The following is a 25694-nucleotide window of genomic DNA, read 5'->3' as shown; positions in this document are numbered from 1 at the left end:
CGGGTGCCGCGGCACCCGTTTTTGTTTGTCGCTTACTCGATGTCGAGTGCGTCTTCAGACAGGATCATGCCGGTGTTGTCGGCGTAGAGATGATCGCCGGAGAAGAAGGTGACGCCGCCGAAGTTAACCCGCACGTCGCTCTCGCCGATGCCTTCGCCTGCGGCGCCAGCCGGAATGGCCGCAATCGCCTGAATGCCGATCTCCAGCTCTTCCAGTTCATCGACCTGGCGAACCGAGCCGTACACTACGATGCCTTCCCACTCGTTTTGCGCCGCCAGTCTTGCTAACTGTGCGTCAACCAGCGCGCGCCGCACTGAGCCGCCGCCATCGACCAGCAGCACGCGACCGCGACCGTTCTCTTCGAGCAGGTCATACAGCAGGCCGTTGTCTTCGAAACATTTCACTGTGGTAATTTGACCACCGAATGAGGTGCGCCCACCAAAGTTCGAAAAAAGCGGTTCAACAACGTTCACTTCTTCATGGTAGATGTCGCAGAGTTCAGATGTATCGTATTTCATAGGGATGTCGTCTGTTTGCCACAGGAGCGGTAAGTATATCGCTTTCTGACGATTGTTGGCAAAATCATCAACCGCCAAAAAAAGCGCTGCATCAATATCCTGCGTAATATTTTGTCTGCGGCGGAGAGAACAGCGGCGCGTGGCAATAGCGCCGCAGGGGAAGCGTTACACGGCGGGCTTCTTGAAGGCCTGTTTGTGCGAGATACGGGAAATCAGCTCGGTCAGCGACAGCACCATGGTGGATCGCACCATCTGCAGGTAGCGCTGCTGCTGCATGGCGCGCAGCGCGGCGTCGTCGCGGGTGAAATCGGGTTGAGGCGGCCAGGCCAGCACGCAGTGCAGTTCGCCGAACGGGCCGAGTATTTCATCGTCGGTAAAGCGGTAGTCGCTGGTGTCGTGATTCAGCTCCTCACGCAGCGCCAGCAGCAGCTCGCAGTCTTCGTATTCGTGGCGATTGATCACCCCCAGGCCGTAGATGAGCTTCAGGCGTACCGACAGCTCGCCCAGCGGGCCGTCGCCCAGCAGCAGCGGTTCCACCGCATATTTCACCGCGTAGTCGTCTTTGCGAAAGACCTGCAGCACCAGCAGATTGACTGCTTCCGCCAGCAGTTCGACAGCGGCGATCAGGAAGCTTCTCACCGAACGACCGGCGTTCAGCCGCTCAAGCACCCGGTTTTCAAAAGCCTGCTTCTCTTCCATTATTGCCTGCATCATTCAGCTACCGTCGACGGGCACGCGGCTGCCGTGCCCGAATTGACCACTAAAGGGCGCGCATTATGCCATAGCGTGGTAAGCGCTCACCACTGAGCTCACCACTTCGCTATTGGCATCGAGGCCAGAAATCTCCGCCAGCGCCGCCTGTGGGCCTTTCTGCGCGATCAGTGACGCCAGCTCCTGCGCCTGCGGATCGGCTTCGCTGCGATAGTGCATCGCGGCGGCAATGCCCTGCACCAGGCTGGCGTGCGGCAGCTGATACTCCAGCGTGCCCAGCGTCGGCTTGATCAGGCGATCGCCGGCGCTCAGCTTGCGCAGCGGCTGACGGCCCACGCGCTCGACGTCATCTTTCAGGTACGGGTTTTCGAAACGCGTCAGGATTTTCTGGATATACGCGGCATGTTTCTCCGCATCGAAACCATAACGCTTGATCAGCACCGCGCCGCTCTCCTGCATCGCGCCCTGCACCACGGCACGCACTTTCTGGTCGAGAATGGCTTCGCGAATGGTGGCGTGACCGGCGAGCTGGCCGAGATAAGCGGTAATGGCGTGGCCGGTGTTGAGGGTAAACAGCTTACGCTCGACGAACGCCATCAGGTTATCGGTCAGCTCCATGCCAGGAATGTCCGGCAATGCGCCTTTAAACTGGGTTTTGTCGACGATCCACTCGCTGAAGGTTTCTACGGTAACTTCCAGCGGATCGGTGCTGCCGGCTTCAGATGGCGGCACGATGCGGTCAACTGCCGAATCGACAAAGCCAACATGCTCTTCAACCCACGCATGATACTGCTGCGGCAGCACCTTCAGTACGTGCTGCTTCAGCTGGCTGGTGCCGCGCACCATGTTTTCACAGGCGATGATATTCAGCGGACGGACATTACCGTTGTCACTGCGTTTGGCCAGACCCTGCGCCACGCTGCCCGCGATGCGCTCAAGGATCTGCGGACCAACCGCCGTGGTAACGATATCAACCTCAGCGATCAGCGTGACGATGTCGTCGCTGGTGCTGTTCACCGCGCTGACGCCGGTAACGATTTCGACCTGCGCCTGCTCGCCCACCACGTGAACCGGATACTCATGACGGGCGTTAAGGGCATCAAGCACCACCTGATTCACATCAGCAAACACCAGTTCGATACCGGCATCCGCCAGCAGCTTACCGATAAATCCACGGCCGATGTTACCTGCTCCAAAATGTAACGCTTTCATAAATTTGACCCATATCAAATGACGAAAGGGCGGGCATGTCCGCCCCGGAAAGTGGGGACGGGCTTGCCCGCCCCAGGGAAGTTAAAACCGCGAATTACGCGTTGGCAGTGCTGCCAGACAGCAGATCCAGCACGTCCTGCACGCTGGTGGTGTTCGCCAGCTTCTCAATTACGCTGTCGTCGTCGAGCGCATTGGTCAGGCTGGTTATCACCTGAATGTGTTCGTTATTGCGTGCGGCAATACCAATCACCAGTCGCGCGACTTCGTCCGGCTCATCGCCAAACTGCACGCCGGCCGGATACTGGCAGAATACCACGCCGGTTTTCAGCACGCGGTCTTTGGCTTCGACGGTGCCGTGCGGCACGGCGATGGATTCACCGAGGTAGGTTGGCGTCAGCTGCTCGCGCGCCAGCATCGCTTCAACATATTCCGGCTGCACGTAGCCGCCTTTCACCAGCTGCTCGCCGGCGAAGCGAATCGCCTGCTCTTTATTGCTGGCGCTCAGGCCGAGGAACACGTTATCAGCGCCCAGTTTGAACAAGTGCGCGCTGCCGTCGTCATAGCTGTCTGCCAGCGCGGTCTGCACCGTTTCACGGTGGGCTTCGCTGCGGTTCGCCGCCACCAGACGCTCGGTAAGGTTGGTGTACAGCGCGCTGTCGAGGAAGTTGTTCAGCGAGATGTGCTGCGCCTGTGGCGCCTGACGCATCGCACGTTCGGTCAGATCGCGGTGAGTAATCACCAGATCGACATCGCCCGGCAGCGAGTTAATCGCGCTGTTGGTCACAGAGATATTGCTCAGGCCCGCATCCTGCACCTTCTTGCGCAGCACGCCTGCACCCATCGCGCTGGAGCCCATACCGGCATCACAGGCGACGATGATTTTGCGCACGTGGCTGACGTCAACGCTGCTGGCATCGGCTACCACCGGTGAACCGGCAACGGCCTGGCCTTTTGACTGCGCTTTCATGTCTTTCATGCGCTGGGTCGCCGCTTCGATGTCGTCTTCTTCTTTTACTTTGCTGGTTTTCAGCAGAATCGAGGAGACCACGAAGGAGACGGCGAAAGCCGCAACGATAGCCGCGATGTTAGCGAAGTAAGCGCCTTTTGGCGTCATCGCCAGTACGGCCAGAATCGAACCTGGTGAGGCCGGTGATACCAGACCGCCGTTCAGCAGCGTCAGGGTGAACACGCCGGTCATACCGCCGAGGATTACTGCCAGCAGCAGGCGCGGCGCCATCAGCACGTACGGGAAGTAGATTTCGTGGATACCGCCAAGGAAGTGGATGATCGCTGCGCCGCCCGCAGACTGCTTGGCGCTGCCGCGGCCGAAGATCATATAAGCAACCAGCACGCCCATACCCGGACCCGGGTTCGCTTCAATCAGGAAGAAGATCGATTTGCCCGCTTCGCTGGCCTGCTGGATACCCAGCGGCGAGAAGATACCGTGGTTGATGGCATTATTGAGGAACAGGATTTTCGCCGGTTCAACAAAGATTGAGGTCAGCGGCAGCAGGTTGTTCTGCACCATCAGGTTTACGCCGGCGGCGAGAATGTGCGACAGACCTTCTACCAGCGGACCGATAGCGAGGAAGGCCAGCAGCGCCAGCAGCATACCGATAATACCGGCCGAGAAGTTGTTAACCAGCATCTCGAAGCCGCTTTTGATTTTGCCGTCAACCGCGCGGTCAAACGACTTGATCGCCCAGCCGCCCAGCGGACCGGCAATCATCGAGCCAAGGAACATCGGCATATCGGCACCGACGATCACGCCCATGGTGGTGATGGCACCGACCACGCCGCCGCGATCGCCACCCACCAGACGACCACCGGTGAAGCCGATGAGCAACGGCAGCAGGTAGGTAATCATCGGGCCAACCAGCTTGGCCAGCGTTTCGTTAGGAATCCATCCGGTTGGAATGAACAGTGCTGTGATGATACCCCAGGCGATAAACGCACCGATGTTTGGCATCACCATATTACTCAGAAAGCGACCAAAGCTCTGAACCTTGACCTTGACTGATGAGGACATAAACCCACCCCTTATTGAGACGCGCTGCAATAAGAGAGCGCGTTTGTTTTTGTTAAGACGTTACGGCGGGGGCCGTGGCATTACTGTATGCACGCGGACTCTAGCACTAGTTGATTACACTGCGTAGCGTCAGGAAAAAGTGTGATGTATATCACGCTAAATTGGGGTGGACAGGGGGATTAAAGGTGACTTTGATCACAAAAATACCCTGTAAGAAAGCAACGCTGACGAAAAAATGCGCGCAACAGCGGTAGAAATGTGACAAAAATCACCTTTCACCTGGGCCGGTTTGTTTCACAAATGTGATTGAGATCACAAACTATTTTTGGTTGAAAATGCGCCAGATCACACTCTGTGCTGACAGAAAAAGGCGATGTAAGGAAGTGACGAAAATCTGAAAAAGCGGGCAGGGGAGAACTGCCCGCTGAACGGCTTACTGCAAACCGCCCTGTACGGCATTTTGTGCCTGCGTCAGCGCCTGCGTGTTGCTGGCAAGATTGCTCATCAGCGTGTTGTACTGCGTGGCCTGCTCCTGCGTCGGGAACTGAACGCCGCCGTCATTGAAGCTGACGCGCGCGCCCTGCGACTGCAGATAATCACCGGCCTGAACTGCCGACTGGCTCAGCGCCTGCAGCTGCGGCAGCAGCGGGATCAGCGTGCTGGCTGGCTGCGTCACCACTTTGGCGTACACGCTGTCGTACACTTTCTTCAGATCGTCTGGCTGCTTCAGCGTGGCTTTGCTGCTGTCGGCCTGCATTTTGGCGCTCTGAATCTGCTGCGTCAGCACGCTCAGATTGCCGCTTGCCTGGCGCAGGCTGTCGCGGCGTGTCAGATAATCCTGCGGCACGCGGATGGCCGCCAGCTCATCAACCACCGGGCGCATGCCCTGATCCACCGCCTGATTCACCTGCTGCGAGAAGCCATACAGGATGGCGTAATCACTGGCGTAGTTACCGAAGGTTTGCTTCTGGTTTTCGCTCAGGCTGGGCAGATGTTCACCGCTGCGCATCACGGTGTTTTGCAGAAAATCAGTAAAGGCTTTGCGCTGATCGCCCTCTTTATCGCCGCAGGCGGTAAGCTGCAGCACAAGTAGCACGCCGGTCAGCAGCATGCCGCTACGCATCCAGATGCGGGAAATTCCTGACGCCATAATTCAACTCCTGTTGTGACGATGGCTAAATTCGATTCGCTGGGAAAGGTCCTAAAGAATAGTGCAATGGCCCCGGCTGTACAACGGCTGGTCTGCAGTGCTTCACGCTGGTGCGTGCCTGCTGCACAACTGTGCAGCGCAGCCTGCCTGCAAGCGCAGCGCTGTGCAATAACGCATGTAATTCAGGCTGATAGCAACCTGGCATTGATATTGCCTGCTTTCTGGCAGATGCAGGAGCGATCGCGGGCAACCGACGTCGCCACACAATTTGCAATGGGTCACTAGGGTTCCGATCGCGAGATGCTGGTCCGAGAGTGACCGACCGTCCTCTGACGGTTACACGGCGGGAAAAAAGCCCGGGAGGAAAGCGAGAACGTTGCTCGCCGCCTCCTGCCTGATTTTCGTCCGTTAACGCCAGAGGAATCATCATGATTAAAGCCTGTCTGCGCCTGCTGCTGATTTGCAGCGTCGCCCTGTTCAGCGTTCCGTCGCTGGCCGCCGCTAAACCTTCCTTTAAGCTTTGCTGGTCCATCTACGCTGGCTGGATGCCGTGGGATTACGCCCAGCAAAGCGGCATCGTGAAAAAGTGGGCCGATAAGTACGGCATCGATATTCAGTTTGTGCAGGTTAATGACTATATCGAGTCGGTCAATCAGTACACCGCAGGTGGATTTGACGGCTGCACCATGACCAATATGGATGCGCTGACCATTCCGGCGACCGGCGGCGTCGACAGCACCGCGCTGATTGTCGGCGACTACTCCAACGGTAACGACGGCATTCTGCTTAAAGGCGCGGACAGCGTCAGCGCGCTGAAAGGCAAACCCATCAACCTCGTCGAACTGTCGGTCTCACACTATCTGCTGGCGCGCGCGCTGGAGAAATCCGGCATGAGCGAGAAAGATGTCAGGGTGGTTAACACCGCCGATGCCGATCTGGTGGCGGCGTTTGGCACTGCTGACGTTAACGCCATCGTCACGTGGAATCCGCTGCTGGCGGAAGCAGAGAAGCAGCCGGACAGCCATCTGGTGTTCTCCTCGGCGCAGATCCCGGGCGAAATCCTCGACCTGCTGGTAGTTAACACCGCCACGCTCAACAAATATCCTCAGCTCGGCAAAGCGCTTACCGGTGCCTGGTACGAGACGCTGCACAGCATGGCCGGGCAGAGCGACAGTGCCAAAGCGGCGCGCACGCAGATGGCGCAGGCATCCGGTACCGATCTGGCCGGTTTTGATCAGCAGCTTGCCGCGACACACCTGTTCAGCGATGCCAAAACCACGCTGGATTTTGTCGACAGCCCGCAGCTGAAAGCCACCATGCAGCTGGTGGCTGAATTCTCCTTTAAACACGGCCTGCTGGGTGAAGGCGCGCCGGGGGCCGATGCGGTAGGGGTCGCTACCCCGGCCGGTAACTGGGGCGATGCCGGCAACATCAAACTGCGCTTTACCGACACCTTCACCAAACTGGCCGCCGCCGGTCAGCTGTAAGCGAGGCGCTGCCGATGCGTAAATTGATTAACTACCAACCGCTGCCGCTCGGCCGCCTGCTGCTTGGCATTCTGCCGCTGCTGGCGGTGCTGCTGGTCTATCTGTTCGCGTCGGATGCGCGTCTCAGCCTGAACGCGGCAGACAAGCTGCTGCCGGGATTCAACGCCATGGGCGAGGCCATCAGCCGGATGGCGTTTCAGCCCAGCCCGCGCACCGGCGAGTATCTGCTGTGGAGCGATACCGCCGCCAGCCTGCTGCGTTTGCTGAGTGGTGTCGCTATCAGCGCGCTGCTGGCACTGGCAATTGGCCTGTTCACCGGCGCGCTACCGGTGGTGCGCGCGGTGCTGGCGCCGCTGGTGACGCTGTTTGCGCTGGTGCCGCCGCTGGCGATTCTGCCCATTTTGTTTATCTGCTTTGGCCTTGGCGAAGTCTCCAAAGTGGTGCTGATCGTTATCGGCATCACGCCGCTGATCGCCCGCGATCTGCAGCTGCAGGTGCAGAAAATCCCGCAGGAGCAGCTGGTCAAAGCGCAGACGCTGGGTGCGCATAGCGCTCAGATTCTATGGCGGGTGATTCTGCCGCAGCTGATGCCGCGTCTGTGCGATGCGGTGCGGCTGTCGCTCTGTTCGGCGTGGCTGTTCCTGATTGCTGCCGAAGCGATTGCGGCCACGGAAGGCCTCGGTTACCGCATCTTCCTGATGCGCCGCTATCTGGCCATGGATGTGATTCTGCCGTACGTGGCGTGGATCACCCTGCTGGCCTTTGCCCTCGACCTGCTGCTGCGGCTCGTCAGCCGACGCTGCTGGCCGTGGTATCACGCCAAATAAGGAGCGCGCGATGCCCTTACTGCAACTGAAAAATCTGGAAAAACACTACGGCGATCAGGTGGTGCTGGAGCGGCTGAATATGCAGGTCGAGCGCGGCGAGTTCGTGGCGATTGTCGGCGCCTCAGGCTGCGGCAAAACCACGTTTCTGAATATGCTGCTCGGCACCGAAGCGCCGACCAAAGGCGAGCTGCTGCTGGATGGCGCACCGATTCCCGACGAGCCGGACGCCCATCGCGGCGTGGTGTTTCAGCGCTACTCGGTGTTTCCGCATCTGACGGTGCTCGGCAACGTAATGCTGGCCGACGAGTTCAGCAGCGCACGCTGGCTGGGACGCGTCTGGGGGCGCAAACGTCAGGCGATTCGTCAACGCGCGCAGGCAATGCTGGCGCAGGTCGGACTGGAACAGGCGCAGAGCAAATATCCGCATCAGCTGTCGGGCGGCATGCAGCAACGTCTGGCCCTGGCGCAGGCGCTGATGAAACAGCCGCGCATTCTGCTGCTGGATGAACCTTTTGGCGCGCTCGATCCCGGTATTCGCAGCGAGATGCATCAGCTGATCACCCAGCTGTGGCAGCAGCATCAGCTGACCATTTTCATGATCACCCACGATCTGAAAGAGGGCTTCAGCCTCGCGTCACGCCTGCTGGTGTTCGACAAACTGCGCCACGATCCGCACGCGCCGCAAGCCTGGGGCGCCACTATCACTTACGACCTGCCGCTGGATCGCACTCAGCCCGCCGCTGAAGTGCTGTCCGCAACGCAGGTGGCTTAAAGGAGAGCACGATGCAGCCATACCAAACCCTGCTGCCCGCCGGGGCGCACTGGTCTTTTGTCATGCGCAGCGGCAGCGCGCTGACGCTGACCGATGTGGTGGGCGGCGCCAGCGCCAGCCTGCTGTTTTATAACCCGGAAAACCTGCTGGAGCGCTACAACGCGCCGGATACGCTCAAATGCCAGCACACTTTCCGACTCACAGCCGGCCACTGTCTCTACTCGGACATGGGGCGCATTTTCTGCGGCATTGAACACGACAGTTTCGGCTGGCACGAGAGTGTGTGCGGCACGCTGAACGCGGCACAAACGGCCGCGCGCTATGGGGTCAGCGACTATCAGCAGGCGCGCAACCTGCGCCATCAAAACGGCTACGACAGCTTCCTGGTCGAGCTGGCGAAATATGGCCTTGGCCAGCGCGACATGGCGGCCTGCCTCAATCTGTTTGCGCAGGTACGCGCCGATGATAGCGGGCGCTTAACGCTGGAGCGGCAGGGCGAAGCGGGCGCGCAGGTTCGGCTGCGTTTCGCCATGGACACGCTGGTACTGCTGCACACCTGTCCGCACCCGCTCAGCCCGGCGAGCGATTATCCGCGCCAGCCGCTGCAGCTGACGCTGGATGCGCAGCGCGCGCCGCTGCCGGAAATCTGTCTGCAGCGCGCGGAAAACCAGCGCGGCCTGCGCAATAACGCCCTCTATCAACTGCAGGGAGAAGTGTGATGATTAAAGAGAGTGAACGAAACCCGGCGCAGGCGCGTCTGCAACAGCAGATCGACGCCGGTGATTACTGGCTGCAGCGCATTGCCGCCGGAGAAACGCTGCGCATTACCGATCTGGAAGGCAATCAGGCGGCGGATACGCTGTTTTTCAACGCCGACGATACCGCCGAGCGCTACAGCATGAGCGAGACGCTGCGCGGCCAGCACAACGTGTTTCTTACGGCCGGCAGCGTGCTGCGTTCTAATCTTGATCGGCCGATGCTGACCATCACCGCCGATACCTGTGGCCGTCACGATACGCTCGGCGGTGCCTGCTCGTGCGAGAGTAATACGGTGCGTTATGACCTCGAAAAGCGCCACATGCACTCCTGCCGCGACAGCTGGATGCTGGCGGTCGCCGCGCATCCGGAGTCTGGCCTGACGCGCCGCGATATCACGCACAACATTAACTTCTTTATGAATGTGCCGGTGACCCACGACGGCGGCCTGACATTTGCCGATGGCATCTCCGCGCCGGGTAAGTATGTTGAGATGGTGGCGCAGATGAACATTCTGGTGCTGATCTCCAACTGTCCGCAGCTCAACAATCCCTGTAACGGTTACAACCCGACGCCGATTGCCGTCAGCGTGTGGTGATTCTCTGACGCAACGGGACGACCCGTTTTACGCCGTCACAGCTGGTGCAGGACGACCTGCCGCAATAAGAGTATTCAGTCATGATTGATCGCGTATTGATTGCCAACCGTGGCGCGATTGCCGTGCGCATCATCCGTACCCTGCAGGCCATGAATATCCGGGCGATTGCCGTCTATGCCGAAGCCGACCGCCATGCGCGCCACGTGCGGCTGGCCGATGAAGCCTGGTCGCTGGGCGAGGGCCAGGTGCGCGACACCTATCTCAACCAGGACAAACTGCTGGCGATTGCCGCGCAGAGCGGCGCGCAGGCGCTGCATCCGGGCTATGGCTTTCTCAGTGAAAAACCGGAGTTCGTCACGCGCTGCGAAGCGGCGGGCCTGCATTTTCTCGGGCCGGATGCGGCGCAGATGCGGGCGTTTGGCCTGAAACATCGCGCGCGCGAACTGGCTGAGCAGAACGCGGTGCCACTGCTGCCGGGCAGCGGCCTGCTGACCTCCCTGCAGCAGGCACAGGCCGCCGCGCAACAGATTGGCTATCCGGTGATGCTGAAAAGCACCGCCGGCGGGGGCGGCATTGGGATGCAGCGCTGCAACAGCGCGGACGAGCTGGAGGAAGCCTTTATCCGCGTGAAGCGTCTGGCAGGTAACAACTTCGCCGACGATGGCGTCTTCTTAGAGAAATTTATCGCCCGGGCGCGCCATATTGAAGTGCAGATTTTTGGCGATGGCCAGGGCAACGTGATTGCGCTGGGCGAACGCGACTGCTCGGCGCAGCGCCGCAATCAGAAGGTGCTGGAGGAGACGCCCGCGCCGCGGCTCAGCGATGCGGTGCGCGCGCAGTTGCAGGCCACCGCCGTACGGCTGGCGCGCGCCGTCAACTATCGTAGCGCCGGCACGGTGGAGTATGTCTACGATGAGGCCAGCCAGCAATTCTGGTTCCTTGAGGTAAATACCCGCCTGCAGGTTGAGCATGGCGTCACTGAACTGGTATACGGCGTGGATCTGGTGCGCTGGATGGTCGAACTGGCGCAGCAGCGCCTGCCGCCGCTGGCGACGCTGCAACCGGTGGCGCAGGGCCATGCCATTCAGGTGCGGCTGTACGCTGAGGATCCGGCGAAGCAGTTTCAGCCGAGCGCCGGACTGCTCAGCCACGTGCAGTTCCCGACGGCGCTCGATCACGCCACGCTGCGCATCGACAGCAGCGTAGAGAGCGGCATGGAAGTTTCACCGTTTTACGATCCGATGCTGGCGAAGATCCTCGTGCACGCGGCCGATCGCCAGCGCGCGCTCGACGGCATGATCGCGGCGCTGGCGCAGAGTGAGCTGTATGGCATCGAGACCAACCTGCGCTGGCTGCGTCAGCTCTGTACGCTGCCGGACGTGCAGCAGGGGCGCATCATTACCGCCACGCTCGGCAGCGTGGCGTGGCAGCCGCCGACGCTGGATATCCTCAGCGGCGGCACCCTCACCACGGTGCAGGATGCGCCGGGCCGCGTCGGCTACTGGCACGTCGGCGTACCGCCTTCCGGGCCGTTCGACAGCCGCGCCTTTCAGCTGGGCAATCGCCTGCTGGGTAACGAGGCCCAGGCGGCCGGGCTGGAAATCACGCTGCGCGGTCCGACGCTGCGCTTTAATCAGGCGTGCAGCTTTGTGCTGAGCGGCGCGCCGCTGGCAGCCACCCTCGACAGCCAGCCGCTGGCGATGCATCAGGTGCTGCATGCGCAGGCCGGGCAAACCCTGACGCTGGGCGACGTGCGCGACGGCTGCCGCAGCTATCTGCTGCTGGCGGGCGGGCTGGATACGCCGCGCTATCTGGGCAGCCGCAGTACCTTTACGCTGGGTAAGTTTGGCGGTCACGCCGGGCGGGCGCTGCGCGCCGGCGACGTGCTGCAGCTGGCCGCGCCGCGTCAGGCTGCGGCGGCGCGCCTGCCTGAGACGCTGCTGCCGCCGCTTAACGGTGAATGGCAGCTGCGCGTTATTTATGGTCCGCACGGCGCACCTGCCTTCTTTACCGATGACGATATCGACGAATTTTTCGCTGCTGAGTGGCAGGTGCACTACAACTCCAGCCGCACCGGGATTCGGCTGATCGGCCCGAAACCTGACTGGGCGCGCAGCGACGGCGGCGAGGCGGGCATGCATCCGTCCAATATTCACGACAACGCCTATGCCTTTGGCACGGTGGATTTTACCGGTGATATGCCGGTGATTCTTGGTCCGGACGGCCCTTCGCTGGGCGGCTTTGTCTGTCCGGCGACGGTGATCGACGCCGATCTGTGGAAGCTGGGTCAGCTCAAAGCGGGCGATCGACTGCGCTTTGTGCCGATCGCTCTTGCTGATGCCGATCGTCTGGCGCAGGCGCAGCGTCGCGAGATCGCGCACCTGCAACCGGAAGCGGTGCGCGTGGCGCCAGCACTGCCGCTGATCGATCCGATCTTGCACCAGCATGCAGCAACTGCAGGGCGGCCTGCACTGTGCGTGCGCGCCGCGGGAGACCGTTTTCTGCTGGTGGAGTATGGCGCGCTGACGCTGGACATTGCGCTGCGTTTCCGCGTTCACGCTCTCATGCAGTGGCTGGAGGCGCATCCGCTGGCGGGTCAGCTGGAGCTGACGCCCGGCATCCGCTCGTTACAGGTGCATTATGATGCGCAGCAGTGCGCAAGAAGTGAGCTGTTGGCGCAAATTTTGCACGCTGATAATCTGCTGGGCGACCTCGCCGACGCGGCTGTGCCATCGCGCACTGTGTGGCTGCCGCTCAGCTGGGATGATGCCGCCTGCCGAGAAGCCGTGACACGCTATAGCCAGTCGGTGCGTCCGAATGCGCCCTGGTGCCCGAGCAACATTGAGTTTATCCGGCGCATCAACGGGCTCGAAAGCGTGGAGGCGGTGAAACAGATTGTGTTCAGCGCCTCGTATCTGGTGATGGGGCTGGGCGATGTCTATCTCGGCGCACCGGTGGCGACGCCACTCGATCCGCGACACCGCCTGGTGACCACCAAATACAATCCGGCGCGCACCTGGACAGCGGAAAACTCGGTGGGCATCGGCGGCGCGTATCTGTGTGTTTATGGCATGGAAGGGCCGGGCGGCTATCAGTTCGTCGGACGTACGCTGCAGATGTGGAATCGCGATCGCCGCACCAGCGCCTTTACCCAGCCGTGGCTGCTGCGTTTCTTCGACCAAATCCGTTTTTATCCGGTCAGTGCCGACGAACTGCTGCAAATCCGCGAACGTTTCCCGTGGGGCGATTATCCGCTGCGCGTGGAAGCCGGTGAGTTCCGGCTCGCCGAGTATCAGGCGCTGCTGACTGCCCAGGCGACGGAGATCGACGCGTTCCAGCAGCAGCGTCAGCAGGCGTTTGACGCCGAGCTGGCACGCTGGCGCGCCGATGGCCAGTTCACCTTCGACAGCCAGCTGCAGGCGCAGAGCAGCGAGGAAGTGGTGGTGCCGGCGGGCTGTCACAGCGTCGAGAGCCAGGTAGCGGGCAGCGTGTGGCAATGGCTGGTGGCGGAAGGCAGTGATGTGACCGCGGGTGCCACGGTAGGCATTCTCGAATCCATGAAGATGGAAATCCCGATCGTGGCGCCGGTCAGTGGCAAAATCCACAGCCTGCAACGCCAGGCCGGGCAGCAAGTGCAGGCGGGTCAGTTACTTATGGTGATCGATCCGTTTGCAGTATAAGAAAGAAGAAAAAATAATCAGGAAACAGGCAGCAAAGCCGGGGATCTGACCCATACTTAGAGACCCGGTTCAATGTTGCATTGCCCTGACATCTTTTCGCAGTGTGCAACAGGCTGTGTCCCGTAACGGTTTCATTAAAACACTATTTTCGCCCTGATAAGGAAAAACTGTTTCGGGATACAGCCTGATAAGGCCGGTTTCAGCGCCTGGTGGCGCTTACCTCTCTACTTTCACGTGCTTCATAGTGAGTTTTAAGGAGTTCTCTATGGAAATAAAAGATCCAATGGTCGAATTACTCAGCAGTCTTGAGCAAATTGTTTTGACACGTGATGCAAAGACTCCCGTATCAGAAATTGCACTCAATACCGTTTCCGTTCCCGAACCGCAGCGTTTACGCGAGATGACCGGCATGCAGGTGGATGAATTCGCCCGCGTGATGGGGGTGAGCGTCTCGTCAGTAAAAAGCTGGGAAGCGCAACGTACGCGCCCATCCGCCACGGCTCGCAAACTGATGAAACTGCTGCAGGCCAATCCGTATCTGGGCCGACAGCTGCTGGAATAACGCCGACTATCGGTTCTCTGTGACCCGCCTGCACGGCGGGTTTTTTTCAGCTTAAGCCACCGTATTTCGCCGCCTGTTTGACAAACCAGCTCTCCGGCACGCTGTACGGCGGTTTTGCCAGCTGCGCGATGCCCTGTTCAATGATGTGATTCGCCTGCTGCCATAAACGCCGATCGCCCTGCTGTAACAGCTGAATCTGAATCTGTTTCTCAACCAGGTAAACCCGGGCAAAGTTGGGGTCGAACTGCACGATGGCACGGGTGTTATCGATGATATCGGCCAGCTTGATGGTTTGCGCCTCGGGCGAGGCTTCGGCAGTGTGGCGAAAGTGTGCCAGCTTCCGGGCGGTACGATTTTTCGCCTGCGGCTGGGCGCTGTCGGTAAGCATGTCCACCAGGTGTGCAACGCGCGCACCAAAGTGTTCTTCAATATCCTGTAAGGTACTGGCGGTGTCCTCCACCGTGTCGTGCAGCCAGGCGGCAGCGATCATCGCTTCGTCATCGCTTACGCTGCGCACCAGCTCCGCGACGGCAGCCGGATGCACAATATAGGGTTCGTCGGTGTATTTGCGACGCTGGCCCGCATCGGCATGTGCCTGAGTGGCATAACGGCGCGCCTGCTCTTCCAGTGAATCACGCATCTTCACACTCCAGGAAAAAGTTGCTTGCAATTATCTAGCGCGCTATCTATATTGAGTCGCATGAACAGTAATCAAGATGACAAAAAAGTGAAGCCTGCGCCACTCCAGCTTGATCAGCATCTGTGTTTCGCGCTCTATTCGGCGAACCTGGCGATGCATAAAGTCTATCGCCAGCTACTGGCGGCGCTGGAGATCACCTATCCGCAATATCTGGTGATGCTGGTGCTGTGGCATCAGGATGATCTGACGGTATCGGAGATTGGTGAAAAGCTGTTTCTCGATTCGGCCACCCTGACGCCACTGCTGAAACGACTGGAGAGCGCTGGTTTGCTGCGCCGCCAGCGTTCGCGTCAGGATGAGCGCCAGGTCGTGGTCACGCTGACCGACCAGGGACGCGCGCTGCAGGAAAAAGCCGCCAGCATTCCGGAAGCGGTCCAGTGCGCGACCGCCTGCGATACCGACACCATGGCGGCGCTGAAACAGCAGCTGGACGATCTGCGCGGCAACCTGAATCGCGCCACCTGAGCATCAGGGATGTCGCTGCGGCGGCATCCTGACAGTGAAGTTTTCCCCTGTGCCTTATAAATAGCACGCGATTATATAGCGAATAGTGAGGTTATGATGTCTTTAGAAAAAGTGATTTACACCGCCAAAGCCAAAGCAACCGGTGGCCGCGATGGCCGCGCCACCTCGTCTGATAACGTGCTGGACGTGAAGCTGGGCGTGCCAAAAGAGATGGGCGGCGCGGGCGGCGAGGTGACGAACCCGGAGCAGCTGTTTGCTGCCGGCTACTCTGCCTGCTTCCTCGGCGCGATGAAATTTGTTGCCGGCCGCGACAAAATCGCCATGCCAAAAGACGCGTGGATTGAGGGCGAAGTGGGGATTGGTCCTATCCCCACCGGTTTTGGCATTGAAGCAAAACTGAATATCCATCTGCCAGAGATGGACGCGGCGGAAGCGCAGAAGCTGGTTGATGCGGCACACATTGTTTGTCCGTACTCAAACGCGACGCGCGGCAACATCGACGTGACGCTGAATATCATCAACTAAGTTGATGCATGGATAAAGGCTCCTGCGGGAGCCTTTTTTGTCACGAACAACATCCCGCATCCCATCGAACTAAAGAATTTTCTGGTCTTACCATTGGTTAAATGTTCTACTGCTGCGCTCCGTGCATCATCGTAATTATTTGGGTTCAGATTCGTCCCGATCCTACTCGCCAGGTCACGCTTTTCTGCTACGCAAGCGAACCTTACGCTCTTTGCACAGTCACATTTACGGTTGAAGCATCGACACCAGGTCGGGAACAGAAATTTATATGAATTACATTAAAAGTTTAACGCAGCAAAAGTTGTCGCTTTTGCTGGCGCTCTATCTTGGCATCTTATTGAATTTGCCAATCTTTTATCGCCGTTTTGACGGCTTCTTAACGAAATCCACCGTCACCAACTGGTTATCCGCCGCGGCGGAAGTGACCGCTGCCGTACTGCTGACCTTCTTCCTGATGCGACTGCTGTCGCTGGGTGGCAAATGGTTTTATCGCGTCATCGCCAGCCTGCTGGTGGTGATTTCGGTTGCCGCCGCCTATTACATGGCGTTCTTTAACGTGGTGATCGGTTACGGCATCGTGGCGTCGGTCATGACCACCGATGTCGATCTCTCTAAAGAGGTTATCGGGCTGCACTTTGTGTTGTGGATGGTGCTGGTGAGCGCACTGCCGCTGCTGCTGATCTGGCGCAATAACCTGAGCCTGACGCTGATTGAACAGCTGAAAACCCCCGGTCAGCGCCTGAAACCTACAGTGATCCTGCTGCTAAGCGTGGCGCTGGTATGGCTGCCGATTCGCTACTTCGACAAGCTGCAAAAAGCCAATGAAGAGCTCACCAATATCGATCTGCCAAGCTATGGCGGCGTAGTGGCGCACTCTTATCTGCCTTCGAACTGGATCGCGGCGCTGGGCCTGTTCGCCTGGACTAAGGTGGACGAGAAGCTGGACAGCCAGGAGTTGCTCGATCCGGCTAAGAAGTTTACCTATGTGGCGCCGCCTGGCATTGACGATACCTATGTAGTGTTTGTGATTGGCGAGACCACGCGCTGGGATCACATGGGCATGCTGGGCTATAACCGCGATACCACGCCGAAGCTGTCGAAAGAGAAGAATCTGGTGGCATTCCGCGGTGAATCCTGTGATACCGCCACCAAGCTGTCGCTGCGCTGCATGTTTGTGCGCGAGGGCGGCACCATGGATAACCCTGGCCGTACGCTGAAAGAGCAGAACATTTTTGCGGTGATGAAAGAGCTGGGCTTCACCTCCGAGCTGTTCGCCATGCAGAGCGAAGTGTGGTTCTACGATAACGCCGATGTGAATAACTTCTCGTTCCGCGAGCAGATTGGTTCTGAGAAGCGCAATCAGGGCAAAGCGGTGGACGATATGCTGCTGGTGCCGGAGCTGCAGGCTTCACTGCAGCGCTTCCCGAAAGGCAAGCATCTGGTGGTGTTGCACACGAAAGGTTCACACTATCTCTATTCGCAGCGTTATCCGCGCGAGTTTGCCCGCTATCAGCCTGAGTGTATCGGCGTGGACGATAAGTGCAGCAAAGCCCAGCTGATTAACGCCTACGACAACTCGATTCTGTATGTTGATACTATGCTGGACAGTGTGCTGGATCAGCTGCGTGATAAGAAGGCGATTGTGTTTTATGCCGCGGACCACGGTGAGTCGATCAGCGAAAATATGCACCTGCACGGTACACCGCGCGAGATGGCGCCGCCGGAGCAGTTCCGCGTGCCGATGATTGTCTGGGCGTCCGATAAGTATCTGCAGGACCCGACTAACCGCAGCAACTTTGAGCGGTTACAGGCGCAGCAGCGCGTCGGCAAAACCCATCGTCATGTTGAGCTGTTCGACACCATTTTAGGGTGTCTGGGTTATACCTCGCCGGATGGCGGTATTAAAGCAGCGAATAACTGGTGCCAGGCACCTGCCACTGCCAGCAGTGCGAAAGCGCTGTAATTCGTGCCTGGAACTTATTGAGCAGGCAGGTGTTTAAGGCACTGCTTGCTTTCCAGGCAATCAGGCGGATTTTCGGGAAAAGGGATTGACGCTCTAAAGTCACGGCAGTAATATTCGCCCCCATCGGCGAGTAGCGCAGCTTGGTAGCGCAACTGGTTTGGGACCAGTGGGTCGGAGGTTCGAATCCTCTCTCGCCGACCATCATTCAAGAAACCTGCTTTGCAAAAAGCAGGTTTTTTTTCGTCTGTAGCAAATAGAGGATGAGAACCTCCGAAGGAGGTTTGAGCCGAGCGCAGCGAGACAACGTTGCGTCAGCAACGGCCCCCAGGGCGCTTCTCGCAGAGAAGCGTAATCTTCTCTCGCCGACCATCATTTAAGAAACCTGCTTTGCAAAAAGCAGGTTTTTTTTCGTCTGTCGTTTTTGCAGTTTCAGGGTGAAATACGCGACCGCTCCGTAAAGACGCTGTCTCGTCCCTGATCGCTCGGCACACGCCATCCCTGGCGTGTGACGCTTTACTCCACGGCCCCGCATTCCACCCTTTATCCGGCTTCGGTGATGGCCGAAGGTTTACTGGCTGCCGTGCACATCCCCCAGGTGCGTATAAATACGCACCCTACAAAAGTGCATAATCCTGTAGGGGCACCATTCATGGCGACCGGACGGCCAAGCCGGAATCCACATCCATCATTTATCAGCACATTCCCTGTAGGGGCGCCATTCATGGCGACCGGAGGGCCGCGCCAGAATCCACGCCCATCATTCAGCAGCACATTCCCTGCAGGGGCGCCATTCATGGCGACCGGATGGCCGCGCCGGAATTTACGTCCATCATTCAGCAGCACATTCCCTGTAGGGGCGCCATTCATGGCGACCGGACGGCCGCGCCGGAATTTACGTCCATCATCCAGATGCACATTCCCTGCAGGGGCGCCATTCATGGCGACCGGATGGCCGCGCCGGAATTTACGTCCATCATTCAGCAGCATATTCCCTGCAGGGGCGCCATTCATGGCGACCGGATGGCCGCGCCGGAATTTACGTCCATCATTCAGCAGCACATTCCCTGTAGGGGCGCCATTCATGGCGACCGGACGGCCACGCCGGAACCCACGCCGATCATCCATAGCGATCTGATGACCTTCCCTGAACCAGACTCACATTCTCGCAGCCATCAAGCAAAGTCATCAATTTACGCGTTCCATTAATCATCACCGGGATAAACCGTATTATCCTTCAACACCGCTCTTCATCCCTTGCTGCATCAAAGCACCCCTCTTAATTCGCGACACATTCTGCTTATGACCGGCTTTTGCTTTTTGCTGATTTCTTATGCCATTACGCCAGCATATTTCGCTGCCTGAACGTCATAACGCACGGGGAATCGTTCAGATATTCAACATTTACCGACAACTTTAAGACGTTTTTTAACGGTGATAATCACTGTCATCAGGCGCTATTGCCAGAGAATCACACGGCATTGCGCGCTTTATCACCTTTTTAAATTTTGGCTTAGCGTGCAAACACTGTTTTTTATCGTTGCTTGCACTTACTCACACTCTGTGTAAATAACCCCACGTTGTATTGACGTTCATTGCAACTGTTGACAAATTGATGCGTCAATAAGATGCAGAGACGGCCAGCGCTGGCAGGTTCCACGGCGTCAGCGCTACAACAATAACCGCTCGCATTTTGGTCATTACATAACTGACCTGCCCGAACCGCATAAAAAAATCAGAGGTCGGGCGACGCACACAACATCACATCACAATGGAGCAAAACATGATCAACTCCCTGGCCAAATCCAGGATGCTGAAGGTCGGTCTTAGCCTGATTGCTATGACCGTGGCCGCGGGCGTTCAGGCGAAAACCCTCGTTTACTGTTCAGAAGGTTCGCCGGAAGGCTTCAACCCGCAGCTGTTCACATCCGGCACCACTTACGATGCCAGCTCAGTACCGATCTACAACCGTCTGGTTGAGTTCAAAACCGGTACCACTGAGCTGCAGCCGGGCCTGGCAGAAAAATGGGACGTCAGCGAAGATGGTAAAACCTATACCTTCCATCTGCGTCAGGGCGTGAAGTGGCAAACCACCAAAGACTTCAAGCCGACCCGCACCTTCAACGCTGATGACGTCGTGTTCTCCTTCGAGCGCCAGCTCGATAAAAACAACAAGTACCACGGTGTCTCCGGCGGCAGTTACGAATACTTCGAAGGCATGGACATGCCGAAGCTGATCGCCAAAATCGAAAAAGTGGATGACTACACCGTACGCTTCACGCTGACCCGTCCGGAAGCGCCGTTCCTCGCCGACCTTGGCATGGACTTCGCGTCAATCCTGTCGAAAGAGTACGCCGACAACATGCTGAAAGCCGGCACGCCAGAAAAACTGGACCTCAACCCGGTGGGTACCGGTCCGTTCGTGCTGCAGCAGTACCAGAAAGACTCACGTATTCTGTACAAAGCCAACCCGGACTTCTGGGGCACCAAGCCAAAAATCGATCGTCTGGTATTCTCCATCACGCCAGATGCTTCGGTGCGCTACGCCAAACTGCAGAAAGGCGAGTGTCAGGTGATGCCGTATCCCAACCCGGCTGATATCGCCAGCATGAAGAAAGACACCAAAATCAACCTGATGGAACAGCCAGGGCTGAACGTCGGTTACCTGTCTTTCAACACCGAGAAAAAACCGCTGGATAACGTCAAAGTGCGTCAGGCACTGACCATGGCGGTGAACAAGCAAGCGATCATTGATGCGGTCTATCAGGGCGCCGGTCAGGCAGCGAAAAACCTGATCCCACCAACCATGTGGGGCTATAACAATGACGTCAAAGACTACGCTTACGATCCGGCCAAAGCCAAAGAGCTGCTGAAAGAAGCGGGCATGCCGGATGGCTTCAGCATTGACCTGTGGGCGATGCCGGTACAGCGTCCGTACAACCCGAATGCCCGTCGTATGGCGGAAATGGTTCAGGCTGACTGGGCGAAAATCGGCGTGAAAGCCAAAATCGTTACTTTCGAGTGGGGCGAGTACCTGAAGCGTGCTAAAGCCGGTGAACACCAGACCGTGATGATGGGCTGGACCGGTGATAACGGGGATCCGGATAACTTCTTCGCCACCCTGTTCAGCTGCGCGGCAGCGAAAGACGGTTCCAACTACTCACGCTGGTGCTACAAGCCGTTTGAAGATCTGATTCAGCCAGCGCGTGCTGAAGCCGATCACAACAAACGTATTGAGCTCTACAAGCAGGCGCAGGTGGTGATGCACGACCAGGCGCCAGCACTGATCATCGCGCACTCAACCGTGTACGAGCCAGTGAGCAAGAAAGTGAGTGGCTATGTGGTTGATCCATTAGGTAAACATCACTTCGAAAACGTCGACATCCAGGAATAACCTTTCGGATTATCGCGGTCAGGGCCAGCCATGCTGGCCCTCGGGCGGCACCTTCGCCGCCCGTACTCCGCACTTTATTTCCGGCTAATTTCTTATAAACCCTCAATACCTTGCGCTGATGCAGCGTGAAGTATGACGGGGATTTTGAAGCGCTTCTTGCGTCGCGTCCGGCTATGCCGGCTGCGGATTGTGAGCAATGTAGTCCATGGCGTTAGCGCCACGGAAAATGACTGAGAATCCGGCTTATGCTGCAATTCATACTCCGACGTCTGGGCCTTGTCATCCCGACGTTCATCGGTATTACATTATTGACCTTTGCCTTCGTTCACCTGATCCCCGGCGACCCGGTGCTGATCATGGCCGGTGAACGCGGCATCTCCCCCGAACGTCATGCGCAGCTGATGGCCCAGTTTGGTCTCGATCAGCCGATGTGGAAACAGTACATCACTTACATCAACGGCGTGCTGCATGGCGACCTCGGCATCTCGCTGAAAAGCCGCATCCCGGTGTGGGATGAGTTCGTGCCGCGCTTTAAAGCCACGCTTGAGCTGGGCATCTGCGCCATGATCTTCGCCGTTGCCGTGGGTATTCCGGTCGGCGTGCTGGCGGCGGTGAAACGCGGCTCAATTTTTGATCACACCGCAGTGGGCATCTCGCTGACCGGCTACTCAATGCCGATCTTCTGGTGGGGCATCATGCTGATCATGCTGGTGTCGGTGCAGCTCAACCTGACGCCGGTCTCCGGCCGCGTCAGCGACACCATCTTCCTTGACGACAGCCATCCGCTCACCGGCTTTATGCTGATTGATACGCTGCTGTGGGGCGAAGAGGGTGATTTCAAAGATGCGGTGATGCACATGATCCTGCCGGCCATCGTGCTGGGCACCATTCCGCTGGCGGTGATTGTGCGTATGACGCGCTCCTCAATGCTGGAAGTGCTGGGTGAAGATTACATCCGTACCGCGCGCGCCAAAGGCCTGACGCGCATGCGCGTGATCGTGGTGCATGCGCTGCGTAACGCCATGCTGCCGGTGGTCACGGTGATCGGTCTGCAGGTGGGCACGCTGCTGGCGGGCGCCATCCTCACCGAAACCATCTTCTCCTGGCCGGGACTCGGCCGCTGGCTGATCGAAGCACTGCAGCGCCGTGATTATCCGGTGGTGCAGGGCGGCGTGCTGCTGGTGGCAATCCTGATCATTCTGGTCAACCTGCTGGTTGATCTGTTGTACGGCGTGGTGAATCCGCGCATCCGTCATAAGAAATAAGGGGGAATCATGTCTGCTGTTGATCCCGCAAGCGTCACCGCTGCACCGAAGCCGATGACCCCGATTCAGGAATTCTGGCACTATTTTAAACGTAACAAAGGCGCGGTTATCGGCCTGGTTTACATCATTCTGATGCTGCTGATCGCCATCTTCGCCGATGTGCTGGCACCGCATGCCCCGGCTGAGCAGTTCCGCGATGCGCTGTTGCACCCGCCGGTGTGGCAGGAAGGCGGCAGCTGGAAATTTATTCTCGGCACCGATGACGTCGGCCGTGACATCCTGTCGCGCCTGATGTTTGGTGCGCGCCTGTCGCTGCTGGTGGGCTGCATGGTGGTCGTGCTGTCGCTGATTCTGGGGGTGATTTTCGGTCTGATGGCCGGTTATCTCGGCGGCGTGGTGGATGCAGTGATCATGCGCCTCGTCGATATCATGCTGGCGCTGCCAAGCCTGCTGCTGGCGCTGGTGCTGGTGGCCATCTTTGGCCCGTCGATTGTCAACGCCTCGCTGGCGATCACCTTCGTCGCGCTGCCGCACTACATTCGCCTGACGCGCGCAGCGGTGCTGGTGGAAGTCAATCGCGACTACGTAACCGCCTCCAGCGTGGCCGGTGCCGGTACGCTGCGCCAGATGTTCATCAATATTCTGCCTAACTGCCTGGCACCGCTGATCGTGCAGGCGTCGTTAGGTTTCTCCAACGCCATCCTGGATATGGCCGCGTTGGGCTTTCTCGGTATGGGGGCGCAGCCGCCGACGCCGGAGTGGGGCACCATGCTCTCCGACGTGTTGCAGTATGCGCAGAGTGCCTGGTGGGTCGTGACCTTCCCCGGAGTGGTCATCCTGCTGACGGTTCTGGCCTTTAACCTCATGGGCGATGGTTTGCGTGATGCACTCGACCCGAAACTCAAGCAGTAAAGAGGCACCGAGATGGCGTTATTAAATGTAGAAAAACTGTCGGTGCATTTCGGCGACGAAAAGGCACCGTTCCGTGCGGTTGACCGCATCAGCTACCAGGTAGAACAGGGCCAGGTCGTCGGGATTGTCGGCGAGTCCGGCTCCGGTAAATCGGTCAGCTCGCTGGCGATCATGGGGCTGATTGACTATCCCGGCCGCGTGAAAGCGGAGAAGCTGGAGTTCAATCAGCGCGACCTGCAGCGCATCTCCGAAAAAGAGCGCCGCCAGCTGGTGGGCGCAGAAGTGGCGATGATCTTTCAGGACCCGATGACCAGCCTCAACCCGTGTTACACCGTGGGCTACCAGATCATGGAAGCGCTGAAAGTGCATCAGGGCGGCAGCAAGCGCACGCGGCGTCAGCGTGCCATCGACCTGCTGGAGCAGGTGGGCATTCCCGATCCGGCATCGCGGCTCGATGTCTATCCGCATCAGCTGTCCGGCGGTATGAGCCAGCGCGTGATGATCGCCATGGCCATTGCCTGTAAGCCGAAGCTGCTGATTGCCGATGAGCCAACCACGGCGCTCGACGTGACCATTCAGGCGCAAATCATCGAACTGCTGCTGGAGTTACAGAAGCAGGAGAACATGGCGCTGATCCTGATCACGCACGATCTGGCGCTGGTGGCCGAAGCGGCGCAGCACATCATCGTGATGTACGCCGGTCAGGTGGTGGAGAGCGGCAAAGCGGTGGATATCTTTAAAGCGCCGCGTCACCCGTATACGCAGGCGCTGCTGCGTGCGCTGCCGGAGTTTGCCGCCGACAAAGCGCGGCTGGCGTCGCTACCGGGCGTGGTGCCGGGCAAGTATGACCGCCCTAACGGCTGTCTGCTCAATCCGCGCTGCCCGTACGTGACCGACCGCTGCCGTACTGAAGAACCTGAGCTGCGCGATATTCCGGGCCGCCAGTCCAAATGTCACTTCCCACTGGATGATGCCGGGAGACCGACTTATGAGTCTTGATAACACGAAGCAGGATTACCTGCTGCAGGCGATTGACCTGAAAAAACACTATCCGGTGAAAAAGGGCCTGTTCGGCCAGGAGCGCCTGGTGAAGGCGCTGGACGGCGTCTCCTTTAACCTCGAGCGTGGCAAAACGCTGGCGGTTGTGGGCGAATCCGGCTGCGGTAAATCCACACTCGGACGCCTGCTGACGATGATTGAAACGCCGACCGCCGGCGAGTTGTACTGGCACGGGCAGGATCTGCTGAAACACGATCCGCAGGCGCAAAAACTGCGCCGGCAGAAAATCCAGATTGTGTTCCAGAACCCGTATGGCTCGCTCAATCCGCGTAAGAAAATCAGCCAGATTCTGGAAGAGCCGCTGGTGATAAATACCGCGCTGAGCAAAGCGGAACGGCGGGAAAAAACGCTGGAGATGATGGCCAAAGTGGGCCTGAAAACCGAGCACTACGATCGCTATCCGCACATGTTCTCCGGCGGTCAGCGCCAGCGTATCGCTATTGCGCGCGGCCTGATGCTCGATCCCGACGTGCTGATTGCCGATGAGCCGGTCTCGGCGCTCGACGTCTCGGTGCGCGCTCAGGTGCTCAACCTGATGATGGATTTACAGCAGGATCTCGGCCTGTCCTATGTGTTCATCTCGCATGACCTGTCGGTGGTGGAGCACATCGCCGACGAAGTGATGGTGATGTACCTCGGACGCTGTGTGGAAAAGGGCAGCAAAGAGGCGATCTTCAGCAACCCGCGCCATCCGTATACTCAGGCGCTGCTGTCGGCCACGCCACGCCTCAATCCGGACGAACGCCGCGAGCGCATCAAACTGACCGGTGAGCTGCCGAGCCCGCTGAATCCGCCGCCGGGCTGCGCGTTCAACGCACGCTGCCGCCGTCGTTTCGGTACCTGCGTGCAGCTGCAGCCGAAACTGAAGCAGTATGGTGAGCAGCAAATCGCCTGCTTCGCCGTCGACCAGGATGAGAATCAGCCGGTGGCGACGCCGTAATTACGGCCAGTCAGTGCGAAAGGCTCCTGCGGGAGCCTTTGTTATTGGTGGCCTGATACATCAGTAAAATTAACCTGACGTGTCTTAATCGCCTGTGATGCCAGAAATGTATTACGCGACTGAATCTTTAAATCGCTGGTCCTGAACGACAGCGAAAAGGTTAAGGCAAATT

The 25694-nt window shown here is 58.6% G+C and carries 22 protein-coding genes, 1 tRNA gene, 1 other RNA gene and 1 riboswitch; of the genes, 18 read left to right on the top strand and 6 right to left on the bottom strand.

All coding sequences use genetic code 11. From position 1 onward, the window contains the following. Positions 1-32 precede the first annotated feature (32 nt). The 5 genes from rraA to AC6I7J_RS18575 all read right to left on the bottom strand — a co-directional run bounded on the left by rraA (position 33) and on the right by AC6I7J_RS18575 (position 5620). The gene (gene rraA / locus AC6I7J_RS18595; RefSeq protein ID WP_021507037.1) at positions 33-518 is read right to left on the bottom strand and encodes a ribonuclease E activity regulator RraA; all 486 of its coding nucleotides are present in this window, start codon (positions 516-518) and stop codon (positions 33-35) included. Positions 519-683: 165 nt separating this feature from the next. Continuing rightward, positions 684-1232, bottom strand: a complete 549-nt coding sequence (gene mtlR / locus AC6I7J_RS18590) for a mannitol operon repressor MtlR (RefSeq protein ID WP_193717991.1) — start codon at positions 1230-1232, stop codon at positions 684-686. Positions 1233-1292: 60 nt separating this feature from the next. Beyond that, complete coding sequence (mtlD, locus tag AC6I7J_RS18585; RefSeq protein WP_282954987.1) at positions 1293-2441, bottom strand: mannitol-1-phosphate 5-dehydrogenase; 1149 nt, start codon at positions 2439-2441, stop codon at positions 1293-1295. Positions 2442-2535: 94 nt separating this feature from the next. Next, positions 2536-4470, bottom strand: a complete 1935-nt coding sequence (locus AC6I7J_RS18580; protein ID WP_058771034.1) for a PTS mannitol transporter subunit IICBA — start codon at positions 4468-4470, stop codon at positions 2536-2538. 433 nt (positions 4471-4903) lie between these two features. Further along, entirely contained in the window at positions 4904-5620 is a 717-nt protein-coding gene (locus tag AC6I7J_RS18575; RefSeq protein WP_010616539.1) for a DUF3053 domain-containing protein, read from the bottom strand. Positions 5621-5890: 270 nt separating this feature from the next. Further along, a riboswitch (guanidine-I (ykkC/yxkD leader) is annotated at positions 5891-5985 on the top strand. Positions 5986-6048: 63 nt separating this feature from the next. Here AC6I7J_RS18575 and AC6I7J_RS18570 point away from each other — a divergent pair. The 7 genes from AC6I7J_RS18570 to AC6I7J_RS18540 all read left to right on the top strand — a co-directional run bounded on the left by AC6I7J_RS18570 (position 6049) and on the right by AC6I7J_RS18540 (position 14302). Continuing rightward, positions 6049-7107 carry a putative urea ABC transporter substrate-binding protein gene (locus AC6I7J_RS18570; RefSeq protein WP_058758070.1) on the top strand — a complete coding sequence of 353 codons (1059 nt, stop codon included), beginning with the start codon at positions 6049-6051 and terminating at the stop codon, positions 7105-7107. A 14-nt stretch (positions 7108-7121) separates the two neighbouring features. Then, complete coding sequence (locus tag AC6I7J_RS18565) at positions 7122-7934, top strand: ABC transporter permease (protein WP_058771035.1); 813 nt, start codon at positions 7122-7124, stop codon at positions 7932-7934. A 10-nt stretch (positions 7935-7944) separates the two neighbouring features. Further along, positions 7945-8706, top strand: a complete 762-nt coding sequence (locus tag AC6I7J_RS18560; protein WP_058758072.1) for an ABC transporter ATP-binding protein — start codon at positions 7945-7947, stop codon at positions 8704-8706. A gap of 11 nt (positions 8707-8717) precedes the next feature. Continuing rightward, positions 8718-9425: an urea amidolyase associated protein UAAP1 gene (locus AC6I7J_RS18555; protein ID WP_498006389.1), complete on the top strand. Its 708-nt coding sequence runs from the start codon at positions 8718-8720 to the stop codon at positions 9423-9425. Further along, on the top strand, positions 9425-10060 hold the full coding sequence (locus tag AC6I7J_RS18550; protein ID WP_021507029.1) for an urea amidolyase associated protein UAAP2: 636 nt from the start codon (positions 9425-9427) through the stop codon (positions 10058-10060). The genes AC6I7J_RS18555 and AC6I7J_RS18550 overlap by 1 nt, the downstream gene beginning before the upstream one ends. Positions 10061-10140: 80 nt before the next feature. Beyond that, entirely contained in the window at positions 10141-13740 is a 3600-nt protein-coding gene (gene uca / locus AC6I7J_RS18545) for an urea carboxylase (RefSeq protein ID WP_498006387.1), read from the top strand. Between the two features lie 265 nt (positions 13741-14005). Continuing rightward, the gene (locus AC6I7J_RS18540) at positions 14006-14302 is read left to right on the top strand and encodes an HTH-type transcriptional regulator (RefSeq protein WP_058781651.1); all 297 of its coding nucleotides are present in this window, start codon (positions 14006-14008) and stop codon (positions 14300-14302) included. A 46-nt stretch (positions 14303-14348) separates the two neighbouring features. Here AC6I7J_RS18540 and AC6I7J_RS18535 read toward each other — a convergent pair whose 3' ends face one another. Further along, positions 14349-14942, bottom strand: coding sequence for an HD domain-containing protein (locus AC6I7J_RS18535; RefSeq protein ID WP_021507025.1), 594 nt, complete (start codon positions 14940-14942; stop codon positions 14349-14351). A 60-nt stretch (positions 14943-15002) separates the two neighbouring features. On the opposite strand from AC6I7J_RS18535, the gene AC6I7J_RS18530 reads away from it, so the two are divergent. The 11 genes from AC6I7J_RS18530 to dppF all read left to right on the top strand — a co-directional run bounded on the left by AC6I7J_RS18530 (position 15003) and on the right by dppF (position 25522). After that, a complete protein-coding gene (locus AC6I7J_RS18530; protein ID WP_010616544.1) occupies positions 15003-15467 on the top strand; it encodes a MarR family winged helix-turn-helix transcriptional regulator in 465 nt (154 codons plus the stop codon). Positions 15468-15563: 96 nt separating this feature from the next. Next, positions 15564-15992 (top strand): organic hydroperoxide resistance protein, encoded by a 429-nt coding sequence (locus tag AC6I7J_RS18525; RefSeq protein ID WP_021507024.1) that lies wholly within the window; start codon positions 15564-15566, stop codon positions 15990-15992. A gap of 268 nt (positions 15993-16260) precedes the next feature. Beyond that, a complete protein-coding gene (gene eptB / locus AC6I7J_RS18520; protein ID WP_104094238.1) occupies positions 16261-17955 on the top strand; it encodes a kdo(2)-lipid A phosphoethanolamine 7''-transferase in 1695 nt (564 codons plus the stop codon). A 124-nt stretch (positions 17956-18079) separates the two neighbouring features. Next, positions 18080-18156 (top strand) — tRNA-Pro (locus AC6I7J_RS18515). Positions 18157-18194: 38 nt separating this feature from the next. Beyond that, positions 18195-18324: non-coding RNA, RtT sRNA (locus AC6I7J_RS18510), on the top strand. A gap of 435 nt (positions 18325-18759) precedes the next feature. Further along, positions 18760-19161, top strand: a complete 402-nt coding sequence (locus AC6I7J_RS18505) for a hypothetical protein (protein ID WP_498006384.1) — start codon at positions 18760-18762, stop codon at positions 19159-19161. A gap of 574 nt (positions 19162-19735) precedes the next feature. Further along, positions 19736-21346 carry a dipeptide ABC transporter periplasmic-binding protein DppA gene (gene dppA / locus AC6I7J_RS18500; RefSeq protein WP_058758078.1) on the top strand — a complete coding sequence of 537 codons (1611 nt, stop codon included), beginning with the start codon at positions 19736-19738 and terminating at the stop codon, positions 21344-21346. A gap of 245 nt (positions 21347-21591) precedes the next feature. Further along, positions 21592-22611 (top strand): dipeptide ABC transporter permease DppB, encoded by a 1020-nt coding sequence (gene dppB, locus AC6I7J_RS18495; RefSeq protein ID WP_021507021.1) that lies wholly within the window; start codon positions 21592-21594, stop codon positions 22609-22611. A 9-nt stretch (positions 22612-22620) separates the two neighbouring features. After that, a complete protein-coding gene (gene dppC / locus AC6I7J_RS18490; RefSeq protein ID WP_021507020.1) occupies positions 22621-23523 on the top strand; it encodes a dipeptide ABC transporter permease DppC in 903 nt (300 codons plus the stop codon). Positions 23524-23535: 12 nt separating this feature from the next. Further along, on the top strand, positions 23536-24522 hold the full coding sequence (dppD, locus tag AC6I7J_RS18485) for a dipeptide ABC transporter ATP-binding protein (RefSeq protein ID WP_021507019.1): 987 nt from the start codon (positions 23536-23538) through the stop codon (positions 24520-24522). Continuing rightward, positions 24512-25522, top strand: a complete 1011-nt coding sequence (dppF, locus tag AC6I7J_RS18480) for a dipeptide ABC transporter ATP-binding subunit DppF (protein ID WP_021507018.1) — start codon at positions 24512-24514, stop codon at positions 25520-25522. The genes dppD and dppF overlap by 11 nt, the downstream gene beginning before the upstream one ends. Positions 25523-25694: the final 172 nt, after the last annotated feature.

The sequence above is a fragment of the Type-C symbiont of Plautia stali genome, from assembly GCF_059730935.1.
Note: the sequence above shows the minus strand (reverse complement) of the source record. Positions and strands in the feature narration are given on the sequence as shown.